Origin of the sequence: Rariglobus hedericola, from assembly GCF_007559335.1 — a bacterium.
Classification (GTDB): Bacteria; Verrucomicrobiota; Verrucomicrobiia; order Opitutales; family Opitutaceae; genus Rariglobus; species Rariglobus hedericola.
Map to the genome: position 1 here is coordinate 61,359 of NZ_VMBG01000003.1, position 13,078 is coordinate 74,436.

The 13,078-nt window shown below is 61.0% G+C and carries 12 protein-coding genes; 6 read left to right on the plus strand and 6 right to left on the minus strand.

The window, feature by feature from the left end; translation table 11 throughout:
- Positions 1–23: 23 nt before the first annotated feature.
- Genes aroE through FPL22_RS15980 form a run of 3 tightly spaced genes read left to right on the plus strand, consistent with a single transcriptional unit; the run spans position 24 to position 2,773 of the window.
- A complete protein-coding gene (aroE, locus tag FPL22_RS15970) occupies positions 24–944 on the plus strand; it encodes a shikimate dehydrogenase (protein ID WP_144354034.1) in 921 nt (306 codons plus the stop codon).
- A complete protein-coding gene (locus FPL22_RS15975) occupies positions 941–1,858 on the plus strand; it encodes a prepilin peptidase (protein ID WP_144354035.1) in 918 nt (305 codons plus the stop codon). The genes aroE and FPL22_RS15975 overlap by 4 nt, the downstream gene beginning before the upstream one ends.
- A 39-nt stretch (positions 1,859–1,897) precedes the next feature.
- On the plus strand, positions 1,898–2,773 hold the full coding sequence (locus tag FPL22_RS15980; protein WP_144354036.1) for a glycoside hydrolase family 16 protein: 876 nt from the start codon (positions 1,898–1,900) through the stop codon (positions 2,771–2,773).
- Between the two features lie 42 nt (positions 2,774–2,815).
- Here FPL22_RS15980 and galK read toward each other — a convergent pair whose 3' ends face one another.
- The 3 genes from galK to ygfZ all read right to left on the minus strand — a co-directional run bounded on the left by galK (position 2,816) and on the right by ygfZ (position 5,167).
- Positions 2,816–3,955, minus strand: coding sequence for a galactokinase (gene galK / locus FPL22_RS15985; protein WP_144354037.1), 1,140 nt, complete (start codon positions 3,953–3,955; stop codon positions 2,816–2,818).
- A 67-nt stretch (positions 3,956–4,022) separates the two neighbouring features.
- Entirely contained in the window at positions 4,023–4,244 is a 222-nt protein-coding gene (locus tag FPL22_RS15990; RefSeq protein ID WP_144354038.1) for a hypothetical protein, read from the minus strand.
- Complete coding sequence (ygfZ, locus tag FPL22_RS15995) at positions 4,241–5,167, minus strand: CAF17-like 4Fe-4S cluster assembly/insertion protein YgfZ (RefSeq protein WP_144354039.1); 927 nt, start codon at positions 5,165–5,167, stop codon at positions 4,241–4,243. The genes FPL22_RS15990 and ygfZ overlap by 4 nt, the downstream gene beginning before the upstream one ends.
- A 329-nt stretch (positions 5,168–5,496) precedes the next feature.
- Here ygfZ and FPL22_RS16000 point away from each other — a divergent pair, with 329 nt between their 5' ends.
- Positions 5,497–6,552 (plus strand): 3-deoxy-7-phosphoheptulonate synthase, encoded by a 1,056-nt coding sequence (locus FPL22_RS16000; RefSeq protein ID WP_144354040.1) that lies wholly within the window; start codon positions 5,497–5,499, stop codon positions 6,550–6,552.
- A 118-nt stretch (positions 6,553–6,670) separates the two neighbouring features.
- On the plus strand, positions 6,671–7,660 hold the full coding sequence (locus FPL22_RS16005) for a malate dehydrogenase (RefSeq protein ID WP_144354041.1): 990 nt from the start codon (positions 6,671–6,673) through the stop codon (positions 7,658–7,660).
- Positions 7,661–7,727: 67 nt separating this feature from the next.
- Here FPL22_RS16005 and FPL22_RS16010 read toward each other — a convergent pair whose 3' ends face one another.
- A complete protein-coding gene (locus FPL22_RS16010) occupies positions 7,728–8,447 on the minus strand; it encodes a hypothetical protein (protein ID WP_144354042.1) in 720 nt (239 codons plus the stop codon).
- 142 nt (positions 8,448–8,589) lie between these two features.
- On the opposite strand from FPL22_RS16010, the gene FPL22_RS16015 reads away from it, so the two are divergent.
- Entirely contained in the window at positions 8,590–8,997 is a 408-nt protein-coding gene (locus FPL22_RS16015; protein ID WP_275263052.1) for a (deoxy)nucleoside triphosphate pyrophosphohydrolase, read from the plus strand.
- On the opposite strand, the gene FPL22_RS16020 is transcribed toward FPL22_RS16015, so the two are convergent.
- Positions 8,975–10,936, minus strand: a complete 1,962-nt coding sequence (locus FPL22_RS16020) for a glycoside hydrolase family 55 protein (protein ID WP_144354043.1) — start codon at positions 10,934–10,936, stop codon at positions 8,975–8,977. The two genes, FPL22_RS16015 and FPL22_RS16020, sit on opposite strands and share 23 nt — an antisense overlap.
- Entirely contained in the window at positions 10,933–13,029 is a 2,097-nt protein-coding gene (locus FPL22_RS16025) for a beta-galactosidase (protein WP_144354044.1), read from the minus strand. Before FPL22_RS16025 ends, FPL22_RS16020 begins: the two co-directional genes overlap by 4 nt.
- Positions 13,030–13,078 lie beyond the last annotated feature (49 nt).

Below are 13,078 nucleotides of genomic sequence, written 5' to 3' on the forward strand. Positions count from 1 at the left end.
AAAGATTACGATAAAGAGGAAAGATGCTTACCGACCCGATTTACACGCTCGCCGATCTCGATAACTGGTCCTTCGCCGGAACCGCTCTCGCCGTGCTCGGCCACCCGATCAAGCACTCGATAAGCCCGCCGATGCACAACGCCGCGCTCGCACAGATGGCGCAAAGCGATGCGCGCTTCGCCTCGTGGAAATACTTCCGCTTCGACATCGCGCCCGACGACCTGCCCGTCGCCCTCGAAAAATTTAGCCATCATAACTTCAAAGGATTAAACCTTACGGTTCCCCACAAGGTCTTGGCCTTCGACCTTGTTAACACATCAGGAACCGACGCTCATGAAATCGGAGCTGTGAATACTCTCACCCTAGAATCCAACTCGTGGTTCGGTGAGAACACTGACGGCTACGGACTTGAAGCAGGAATTCTTGAGAACTTCAGGACTACGATAGCAGATAGAGATATCATATTACTTGGTGCAGGAGGAGCTGCTCGTGGTGCGGCCGTTATGTGTGTGCATAGGCACTGCAGATCATTGTGGATCGCTAACAGAACAGCGAAAAATCGGGACGCATTGCAGGAACATCTGTTGGGCGCATCTTGGCACCTTAAAGTGCCTGTATTCGGATTTGATCCTTCAGCACCGCCCAAAGAATTACCCCTCGGTGCTCTCGTCATCAATGCCACCAGCGCCGGCCTTAAACCCAACGACCCGCTGCCCATTGATTTGTCCACACTGCCGCGCCCAAGAGCAGTTTATGACATGATCTACAACCCGCCCGAGACCCCGCTCCTCGCGCAGGCTCGCGCACTCGGCATTCCCGCCGCCAACGGACTTTCGATGCTCGTCCACCAAGGTGCCCGTGCCCTCGAAATCTGGAGCGAGGCAGCCGTCCCCGTTGACGCGATGCGCAGCGCCGTTCATTCAGCCATGAAGTCTTCCGCATGACCTTCGACTACGCCGATTTTTCCTCCGCCTTCCCTTGGTTTTTTCCCGTCATGGCGGGCATCTTCGGCGCCATCGTCGGCAGTTTCCTCAACGTCGTCATCTACCGGATGCCGCTGGACAAATCCGTCGTCACCCCCGGCTCCCACTGCGCGTGCGGCGCGCCCATCAAGTGGTATGACAACATCCCCGTGCTCAGCTGGTTTATCCTGCGCGGCAAAGCCCGCTGTTGCGGCCGGTCCTACTCGTTTCGCTACGCCTTCGTCGAACTGCTCACCGCGGCACTTTTCACGACGAGCTGGCTGATGTTCCCGCCGGCGAAGGCGCTGTGCGGCATGCTGTTTGTCGCGTGCATGCTGTGCGCGCTCTTCATCGACCTCGATCACATGATCATCCCCGACACGTTCACCATCGGTCTCGGCGTGGCCGGCGTGGTGCTGTCGGTATTCGTTCCTTCATTACACGGTCAGCACGACGGCGTTTTCTTCGTGAGCGCCCTGCAATCGGGCCTCATCTCGCTGCAAGGCTTGTTGATCGGCTCCGGACTCGTGCTGTGGATCGCCCTCATCGCGGAGGTGCTGCTGCGCAAGGAAGCCATGGGGTTCGGAGACGTGAAATTCGTCGGCGCGATCGGCGCGTTCACCGGCTGGCAGGGCGCGGTGTTCTCCATCTTTGGCGGCGCGGTCGTCGGCATCATCTGGATCGCCCTCGCGTTCATCTGGAAAAAAATCTTCGGCGACCGCATCCAGGTCGCCCCGCGCGCCGAGACGCCCGACGGCCAGCCCGCCGAACTGGGCATGGGCGTGCAAATTCCCTTCGGCCCCATGCTGGCCGTCGCCGGCTTGCTCCACTTTTTCTATTTTACCCATTGGATGGACAACTACTTCGCCGAACTCGCGGCGATCTTCCAGGGCTGATCGCCCGCGTCAGAGTTCCACCCCAACCCCGACCGCACCATGCGTCCTCATTGCTTCGCCTTGCTGGTTTCACTCGTCGCCCTGGCCGGTTCGGCCGGTGCCCAGCCCACCACCGGACTTTCCGGCACGTCCGACAGTCGGTCCGAAAAAGTTTCCTTCGATCCCGCCAAGTGGACGCTCGCGTGGTCCGACGAATTCGACCGGCCCGGCGCGCCCGACGCCACGCACTGGCAACGCGAAGAAGGCTACCGCCGAAATAAAGAGGCCCAGTATTACACGCGTGATCGCGCTGAAAATGCCCGCATCGAAGACGGCCACCTCATCATCGAGGCGCGCCGCGACAACTGGAACGGCAAGCCCATCACCTCGGCCAGCCTGACCACCAAGGGCAAAAAAGCATTCCTTTACGGCCGCATCGAAGTGCGCGCAAAAATTCCGACGGGCCTCGGCACCTGGCCGGCCGTCTGGACGCTGGGCGACAACATCGATCAAGCCGGCTGGCCCGCCTGCGGCGAAATCGACATCTTGGAAAACGTCGGCTTCTCCCCGCGCGCCATTCACGCGAACGTTCATTGCAAAGCTTACAACCACATGACGAAAACCGGCAAAGGTCGCTCCATCGAAGTGGACGCGCCTTGGTCGGATTTTCACGTTTACGCCGTCGAGTGGTATGAGGACCGCCTCGAATTCTTTTTCGACGACACCCGCTATTTTATCTTCCGCAAAGAGTCCGATGATCCCGCCAAGTGGCCTTTCGCGAAATCCCAATACCTCATCCTCAATCTCGCGATTGGCGGCACATGGGGTGGCGCACGCGGCGTGGACGAATCCTTGCTGCCGCACCGGTTTGAAATCGATTACGTGCGTTACTATCAACGCACCGAGGCCCAACCCGCTCCATCTGCACAACCCTGATCGTCGGCGGCAGGATCTCCGCCGCCGACCAGTAGCAGCTACTTAAAGCACCTGCGCGCCTTCGCCGGTGAGCATATGTAGGATGTCGGGACGCACGCCGTATTTTGCCTCGTAGGCATCGGCCACCTCGCGGGCCTGCGCATCACCAAACGCTTCGCTCGTGAGCGCCATCACCGCGCCGCCAAAACCGCCGCCAGTGAGACGCGCGCCAAACACGTTCAGCGTGCGCGAAAGCGTATCCACGAGAAAATCGAGTTCCTCAGTGCTGTTGCCAAACAGGGTCTGCGAACTGAGATGAGAAGCCGTGAGCAGGTGCCCCACCGACGAAAGATCGCCCTGCTTGAGCACATCGACAGCGCGGCCGACGCGCGCGATTTCATCGACGACGTGCTTCGCGCGTTTGTAGGCATCGGCGGAAAGTTTATCTTTCGCGGCGTCCAATTGCTCGGGAGTCGCCTCGACGAGCAGGGAGACACCCAGCGTCTTCGCGGCTTCCATGCACTCGCGATGGCGCGTGGCATAAAGACCGTCCACCAGCGCATGCTTGGTGTGCGTGTTGAAGATCCAGAAATGCGCGCCCGCCGGCAACGGCACGGTGTCAAAACGCGGACCGCGGCAATCGATGAACACGAGGCTGTTCTCCTTGCCGAAGCCCGAAACGCCCTGGTCAAGAATACCGCAGGGCACGCCGACGAAATTATTCTCCGCATGCTTACCGATCTTCACGAGCGTCTCGCGATCGGCCTGCTGGCCGGTGATCGCGAGGAACGCCAGGCCCGAGGCCAGCTCGATCGCCGCGCTGCTGGAAAGTCCCGCGCCTGTCGGCAGATCCGACGTCGCCACATAGTCGAAGCCTTGGGGAACTTTGAGACCGAAAGCCGGCAGCGCCTCGATCACGCCGAGCGGATAATTGATCCAGCTCGCTTCGCCGGACTGCTTGCCGTTCGCGGAGGCGTCGAGCGTCACCATCTTGCCCGTGAACTCGCTGAAGAAATTACGTTTCCCGTCCTCGCGCGGCGCGATCGCCACGCACACGCCGCGATTAATCGATGCGCCCAAAACGGTGCCGCCGTTGTAGTCGGTATGGTTGCCGATGAATTCGATCCGGCCCGGCGCGCGTGTGATGACCGCTGCGTCACGACCGTGGATTTGCTTAAAGAGGGCGGCGATTTTCTGCTTCATGAGTGGGTCAGCCGGAATGCCCTGCCCGCCCCCGTGGCGTCAACGGTGTTTCCTTGCCACCAATGGCTCACGCCTTTTTCACGCCCTCGAAGCCGGGAGGCGTCTCGCCCTGCGAACCCTTGGTCACGAGTTGTAGCAGATACGCCATCGCCTCGGTGCGCGCGATACCACGTTGCGCAGCCAACTGGTCACAACGCTTGATCAACTGATCCGCCATCGTCGCGGCAGCGGCGGAGGTGGGAGCACCCAGCTTCGAGCACAATTGAATGAGTTGTTCGCGCTCGGTCATGGCGTATCGATGAGTTCGATAAATGCATCGCCGGGCTCGGGCGCGAGCGGTTGCGCCGGATCGAGTCCGAGCTTCGTGACCATCGCCAGCCCAATAAAACCGCCCGAGCCATCCGCCACCGCCGAGCGCAATTCACCCACGCGTTTCTCGCCCTGCAACAACGCACAGGGAACCGCTGGCACACCGCGCCCCTCCGCACGCACCCGCACCAGCCGGCGCCGCACGGTCCCCATGGCCTTGAGACGCGCCATCACTTCCTGCCCCAGATAACAGCCCTTGGTGTAGGAAATACCCACGGCATCCAGTCCGCCCTCATTCGGCAGATCACCGGACCCGATATCCTGCGGAACCCGCGGCAGACCCGTCGCAATGCGCATCCGCTCCAAATCGTCGGCCGACACCTCCACTAATCCTGCCGAAATCCCAACGGTCGATGGCAGCAGCCACTCAAAACTCGTTCCTCCATCACGCCGCCCGCAAAATACCAGGCCGCCACCCGTCGCACGCACAAACTCGCCTGCCGCCGGCACCGCACCCGCCACCTGCATCAGCCAAGCCTCCGCCTCGGGCCCGCCCACGGCGACACTGTGCCAGTCAGCCGAGACATCCGTGATGACCACATCATCCGCGATGATGTAAGCCTCGAGCCGCTCGCTAATCACCGCCGCGCTCGACGAAAAGCTGATAATCCAAACACTATCAGCCGTTTCCCTAAGCACAAAGCTATCCGCCAAGACCTTCCCTTTTTGGTTAAGCCATAAACCATAAGCCGCAGCCAAGGGAATCGGAGATCTCAATTCTTGCGTAAACTGGCCCTGTAAAAAGGATAAGGCATCTTCCCCGGTCACGTGCAGGCATGCGGTCGGCCAGTTGGAGGATTTCCAGGTGATACTGGGGTCGAAAATTTGACTCATTTTATCCATCTATACCGTAATGTCTTAAAATTTAAACTGAGAGATTCTGATAACTTTTTATTGACCGCCATCGGCCATGCGCTAGTTCTTATCACGTTAGATTAAAACACTTCTCCTGCCTAGCAGGAGTTTTGGGGTAACTAAGAAAGCAAATGGCCGGTCGCTTAGGGGTAGGCGACCGGCCAACTTATTTTTAAAGATCGAACACCGACCGCCGCTTCACATCGAAGCGGTTTTTTTGTGCCCCGATTTCCTCACCACCGGTGGCACCCTTGTTAAACACGGTCCCCGCTGCGCGCTTGCCCTCGGCGCCTGATTTACGTCACGTTCTTCCCTTCATGCACAAGACGTCCGACATCAATGTCGTGGAGACCCGCCCCCTCCCCTCGCCCGCCCAGCTGCTCGCCGAGCTGCCCAAAACCGAGAGCCAGGCCGATTTCATCACGCGCTCCCGCGACGAAATCAACCGCCTCATCTTCACCAGCGACCGCCGTTTCCTCCTCGTGATCGGACCTTGCTCGATCCACGACGTCGAAGCCGGCCGCGATTACGCCCGTCGCCTGGCCAAACTCTCCGCCGAGGTCTCCGACCGCGTCATGATCGTCATGCGCGTCTATTTTGAGAAACCGCGCACCACCGTCGGCTGGAAAGGCCTCGTGATGGATCCGCATCTCGATGGCTCGCACGACATCGCCGCCGGCCTGCGCCTCGGTCGCGCCTTTTTGCAGGAAGTCCTCGACCTCGGTCTGCCCACCGCCACCGAGTTCCTCGATCCCATCACGCCTCAATACATCGCCGACCTCGTGTGCTGGGGCGCCATCGGTGCCCGCACCACCGAGTCGCAAACGCACCGCCAGCTCGCGTCCGGCCTCTCCGCCCCCATCGGTTTCAAAAACGGCACCGACGGTGGCCTCCAGGTTGCGGTCAACGCCATCAAAGCCGCCTCGCAACCGCAGACGTTCCTCGGCGTTAGCATCGACGGCGCCGCTTCCGCCATCGTCACCAAAGGCAACCGCAACTGCCACATTGTCCTCCGCGGCGGCTCCGGCGGGCCCAACTACTCCGCCGATCACATCGCCAAGACCGAGGCCGCCCTCGCCAAAGGAGGCCTGCCGCCTTCGATCATGGTCGACGCCTCGCACGACAACTCCGCCAAGAAGCCCGAGCTGCAGCCCGAAGTCATCCGCGCCCTCCTCGCGCAGATCGCCGCCGGCAACACCTCGATCATGGGCGCGATGGTTGAGAGCAACCTCGAGGCCGGCAACCAAGCCTTCCCCCAGCCCAAGGAAAACCTCCGCTATGGCGTGAGCATCACCGACGGCTGCATCGGCTGGGACACGACCGAGACGATGGTCCGTGAAATCCACGCGGCCCTCGCTCCTCACTTCGCTTAATCTGCGACTCTATCAGCCGGTCTTGCGCGGTTCGTCCGCCAAGACCGGCTTTTTTTGCGCATAAAAACGCAATCGGTGCGTGTCACCCGCCCGTGTTTTGCGCTAGCCTGTGATTCCCATGAGCAACACCCCCATTCGCGTCGCTGTGACCGGAGCCGCCGGCCAGATTTCCTACTCGCTTCTTTTCCGCATCGCCTCCGGCGCGATGTTCGGCCCCGACCAGCCGGTCATCCTCCAGCTCATCGAAGTCCCTTTCGAAAAAGCCATGAAAGCCCTCGAAGGCGTCGCCATGGAACTCGACGACTGCGCCTTCCCGCTCCTCAAGGGCATGGTCCTCACCGATGATCCCCGCGTTGGTTTCAAAGACGCCAACTGGTCCCTCCTCGTCGGTGCCAAGCCACGCGGCCCCGGCATGGAGCGCGCCGATCTCCTCAAAGATAACGGCAAGATTTTCATTGGCCAGGGTCAGATCATCGACGAAGTCGCCGCAGCCGACGCCCGCATCGCAGTGGTTGGCAATCCTGCCAACACGAACTGCATGATCGCCGCCTCGCAAGCGAAGCGCCTCACGCCCGACCGCTTCACCGCCATGGTGCGCCTCGACCAAAACCGCGCCCAGGCCCAGCTCGCCAAAAAAGCCGGCGTCGATCTCACCGCCGTCAAAGACATCTTCATCTACGGCAACCACAGCCCCACCATGTTCCCGGCGTTCAAGCACGCCACGATCAACGGCAAGCCGGTTAAGGAAGTCATCACCGACATCGACTGGCTCAAGGGTCCGTTCCTCGAAACCGTCGGTAAACGCGGTGCCGCCATCATCGCCGCGCGCGGTTTGTCATCAGCCGCCTCGGCCGCCAACGCCCTCGTCGATCACGTCCGCTCGCTCGTCACTCCCGGAGCTATTCACTCCGTCGCCGTGAAGAGCGAAGGTCGCTACGGCTTCGACCCCGATGTCTGGGCCGGCATGCCCGTGAAGACCACCACGCCCGGCAGCTACGAGGTCATCACCAGCTACGAGCTGTGCGACTTCTGCAAAGAGAAGATCGCCCTCACCAACAAGGAACTGGTCGAAGAACGCGCCGCCGTCCTCGACATGATCAAAGGCTGATCCGTAGCGCTGAAAATTTGGTTCTGGTATCGAACGGCGTCCCGCAAGGGGCGCCGTTTTTGTTTTCTCAGAGTAACCCCGCCAGCGCCCGGTCCTTCGTCAGCGCAAACGCCTTCCGCACCGCTGCAAACGCCTCGATCAACTCACGGGGCGAACCGCTTTTTTCGAAACGCATCTCCAGCGTGGCACCATCGCACACCACCGCCGCCGCGATGCCGGTGACCGACAGTGTGCAATCCCGGTAATCCGACGGATAATCCACATGGATTTTTCCTTCGGCATCCGCGTCGCCCTCCAACCCTTCGACCGCATCGATCACCGCCTCGACGCGCACGCCTTTCTTCAATGCAAACGCGATCGCCGAAAATTGCCCGGCGAACAGCTCGTTGAATTCCGCCACGCGCAGCAGGTCGCCCGTCTTTATGGAGTGCAGCGTGCGCGTAATCGCGTAGCTCGACGGATCGGCCGACTCCAACGCATACGTGATTTCGAACGTAAAATCCTTCGCGCTCAAAACCGCCATCGGTGACGTCACGTCGAGCGACATGTCCTTTCGCTTGTAGCTCATCGCCGCCTTCGCGCGTTGGAAAAAATCCTCGGCTTCCTCGCTCAGCTCAGGCGTGCACAGTTTTGCCAGGAACCCCGACGTCGCATTGTTCACCGCATCCGGAACCGTGTGCCGCGATTTATCGAAGCCTCGCAGCTTTTTAAACGCGCCGCCGCCCCGCCCCACCAGACTCACCTGGGAGATAAACGAGCGCGGATCATCGGCTGGCGACTTGGCCATAAACCCCGAGTGAGCGCACGAACGCCCCAAACCGGAAGTCTGTTTTTAACGCAGCACCCACAATCCGAGATTTGCCCTACCTGCGGTTTCCATCCTCTGTCCTCCTTATTCTGTCTTCCACACTCCGTCCTCCGCGCCCTCCGTGTCCTCTGCGTTAAAACCTCCTCTTCTCGTCGTCTGCGCCTTGATCGAACGCGACGGCCACGTGCTCATGGCCCAGCGCCCCGCGCACAAACACCTCGGTGGAAAATGGGAATTCCCCGGCGGCAAGATCGAGCCCGGCGAAACGCCCGAAGCCGCTCTCCATCGTGAACTCCTCGAAGAACTCGGCAGCACCGTCGAGATTCTCCGCCCGCTCGCCGCGCACACCCACGCCTATGCGACGGTCACCGTGCAACTCATCCCGTTTGTCGTCCGCCTCACCGCGAACAGCCCGGCCCCGCAAACCCACGAACACGCCGCCCTCCGCTGGGTGCCCGCCGGCGAACTTCTTACCCTCGATCTGCCCGAAGCCGATCTACCGATCATCAACGACTACCTGCGCCGTTAAGTTCACCGCCTGACGTAAACAACGGCACCGTAAACGACCGGTCGCCCTGCCGTCCGTTGCGCGGCGGCAAGTCCGCGCCCTTCCAGTCAATCGTCCGCCCGTCGCGCGTTTCGCGGATATAAACCGTGTAGTCGTGCTCGCGGAAATTCTCCGCCGTAAACGCCAGCGCCACCGTGGAGTCCTCGATCACGTAAGGCACCAATCCCGCAGGCAATGGATCCGGCTGTGCGGCCGACACATAATTGTAGGCGCCCAGCAGCTCGGTTGTTCCGCCGGCTGTGGTCGCGAGAAAAGGCGCCGCGCCTTCGGTCTTGAAGCCCAACACCCACAACCGCCCGCCCCGGTTCGTCACCTGCGGTTCCGAGCCGTCCGAATCCCAATTCTCCGGATTGAACTGCCGAGCCCACACGCGCTGCCCCGTAAATTCCCAACCGGGCAAAAACACGTCCTCCACAAACAAACGCCCGGTCGCGCGCGCCGTATTCCGGTAACTGCGCCGCGTGCCGCCGCCGCCTACCCAGCCCATGCTGTTGCGAATAACCAGATCCCGCGGCGAATCGTTCTCGAACAACACGCCGCCCGGATACTGCGCATTAAAAAACATGTTATCGAAGAACAACGGCTCCGCCCCCTCGCCTCCCGTGACGCGAAACAGCGGACGCGGTTTGGCCCGATTACTGAAGGGCGCTTCCGCCGCTCCGAGGCTGATCTCCGATCCCATGCCCGCCACGCGTTCAACCGACGCGCCCACTTCAATCGTATCCGATAAAAAATACACGCGCCCCAACGGAAAATAGACCGTGCGTTTTCCGGCGGAAAACGCCCGCCGCATTGCCTCGGTATCATCGGGCTCGCCGTCGCGACGCGCGCCCACCGCGATCCAATCATCCCGGCCGCAGGCCCGCGGCTCGGGAGTCTCCTCAACCGGCAACAACGCACCCGCGCCCGCAAAAGCTCCGATCGGCGCGGGAGCAATAAACTCACGGCCCGCCACCAGCGTCGATTCCACGCCACGCACGCGCAATGACTTCGGCCGGTAACCGTCCACCGTCACATCACGCAACCGCACCGAACCGTCCGAATCAATGGCGAGCGCATCCGCCGCCCCGCCGGTCAGTCGCGAATCCAGCAGCGTGAGCCCGCTTTCCAGCCGCGTCATCACAATCGCCGGCACACGGTTTTGACTGAACAGCTTGCGCACATGCAGCAGGTTTTGATCGGTGTGAATACCGGCAACGCGCTGGCCCGTCAGCGTAACGTTTTCTATCGTCACCCCATATTGAATATCCCCCACGTCCACACCCACATCGAAGCCGTTCACAGTCACGTTTTTGATCAAACCCGGCCCCGGAATCTTCCGTCGCATCGAAATGCCCGCCACGCCCGCTCCATCGCCACTGCGAATGGTCGCGTTCTTGATCGTCCCTTGATTACTCACCGCCCACGCAATGCCGATCGCGCCCGGATTCCCCGAGCCCGTGTCGATCGTGAGATCGAAAAACTGATTACGAAACGCCTTGTTGCCACCGCCATCCAATCCATCGCCTTCGTGCCAATGCGATCCCGTCGATAGCACCGCCGCCGGCTTCTTCGCATCACCAAAACCCGCCGCGCGATCCGCCAAACGCAAAACTGTGCGGTCACGTCCGACTCCTTGAAAAGTGATGTGCGCACGCCATTTTCCGTCACGATCTTTTGACACCAGCGGACGGCTCACGTCGTAAATACCTGCGGGAAAAAACAACATGCGTCCGGTGTCCACGTTGTCGGTAATCGCCCGCTGGATCGCCTCGGTGTCATCCACCCCATCGTCCGGTTTCACAGCATACGGCGGCTTGGTAACATCCACGACAGCGTCAGCCGGAAACCAAACATCGCCCGCCTTGGCCGACGCCAGCACGAGACAACCCAAGACCACGACTTTCAGGATTATGCTCATCGGGCAAAACGCAGCCGATACATCTCAGCGTGGATCTCGCGTGCCGCGTCGATCAACTCCTGATGCGGAGTATCGGTGAGCGAGACGAAACCGACGTTACCATTTTCGCCATCCATCGGCCGTCCCGTCGCGGGTTGATCCGTGTATTGGAACCAGTGCGCACCGACGAATTTCGGCAGCGCCAGCACGCTGCGCACGTAATTTTGATAGGCACGTCCGCGCGCATCCTGATCCGCCACGCCGACCAGACCCGTGTCGAACACCCCGCGATCCGGCGCACCGAAGTGAAATTCGCCGACCACCACCGGCTTGTCGTAGGGATCAAGGATGCTCATCTCCTTCGCGTCGAGCGTGAGGCGATAGAGGTTGAACGAGAGCACGTCGCTATACTTGGCCGCGCCGACCAGCACCTCCGGCGAATAACCCGCGAAGCGGCAGCCAAGATAAAGATGATTTGGATCGGCCTGGTTCAAGCCCGCCTGCACGACTCGAAAATACTGCTCCGAAAAACTCGTGAGCAGCTTTGAGAAATCGGCGAGCTGCGCGGCAGGATAAGGTTCTTTGATCGCGATCGGAGCATCGAGCTCCGACCAGCCGGCAAAGCCCGTGCCCCACGCGGCGTTGAGCTTCGCCACGTCACCGTAGGCTTCGCGAAGCTGCACGACGAACGCACGTTTGGCGGGCGAAGCGGCGGCGGCCGATTTCAGTGCGGCGAGAATCAACGTATAGTGCGAACGCGGACCGGCGCGGAAGTAGCCCCAGTGCTCCTCGTTGCCCACGAAGTAACCGAGAAACCACGGGTCGTCTTTGATCCGCGAGGCCTGGGCTCGTGCGGCCGAAACGACGTCTTCGGCGAACTGCGGATCGAACGGATCGTGCATCGAGCGCACCTGTTCCCCACCGGTGCGGATGCGGGCGTGGTTGCCACCGACCCAGACCGTCGCTGTGTAGGGCACTTTTCCGTTGTTGAGCGTTTCCCAACTGGAGAATGCACCGATGGTATTGAATCCCCACGAAACGAGCCGTGCATAAGTGCGGTCAAACCAGGCTTGCTTGTAGTCGTTGCCGTATTTTTTTGCCAGATTGGCCGCGAGAAAGTCGTAGGTGACCTTGCCATTGCCACCCGCGACAAACTCCGCCGGCGGCGATTCGGCGAACATGTATTCGCGACCGGAATATAACGTCGTCGAACCCGGCCCGATGGTGGTCGGCCCGAAGGACAAAAAGAGCCGGCCGGCGGGATCGACGAAGGCCCACTTGTCTTCGTATTTCTCAACGCGAAAAAAGCCGGTCGCCTTTAGCTGCGGACCGGCGGACCAGCCGCCGAACTCGTTGCGCTCCGACACGGCGGGACGGGCAGCGAGGTCTTTTGCTTCGGCGGTGAGTTGCGCGGCGAAATCGGACTCACCGTGGATTTTGCCCGGCCAGTCTTCGCGGGTGAATTGGCCGTAGCGGTCGATGATACCGTTGAAATCCTGTTTGCGGCCGGGCACGAGGCGCACGTTGTCCACGATGATCTCGGCGGGGCTGAGCGGGCGGTTAAGGAAAATCTGCCACGTCACAATATGACCCAAGTCGAAGGGGCCACGTCCGCCGGCGCCAGTGTCACGAAATGCGCCGTAACCGGGTAGCGACTTCATGCCGAGATCATCAGGGTTCGCCCCGAAAGGGATGACGAAGGTGACCCGCTGGCGTCCGTCGATGGAGCCTTTTCCGGCGCGCGAGTGGTTACCATTGCCATCGGCTTTCTCGGAGCTGTCGATACGCACGCCGAAAGCGATGGTGTCTTCCGTCGGGTTGTAGAGATCGAAGGCGATGCCGCCGTAGCCACGGAAATCGGCAGGCGCGGACTGGACGAAGTTGATCGACGGATACGCGTTGGTTGGCTCGAAGCGCACGTGGAGTGCATGCGTGCCTTCGGACGCGCCGGTGGTCACGCGCGTGGCGACCGTGGCGTTGAGCCGCAGATGCGCGGTGTCGGCCTCGGTCTCAAAATTGAGCAGCGGGCGCGTGTCGGTTTTTAAAGCAACGTCGTCCGCAAAAACAGGCAGACACGCGACGAGCAGACAGACGGAGACGAGGGGGCGTTTCATGGCGGGGTGCGTTCAGGATAACCCAGGAACGCGCGGGAGTGTTAGCCCG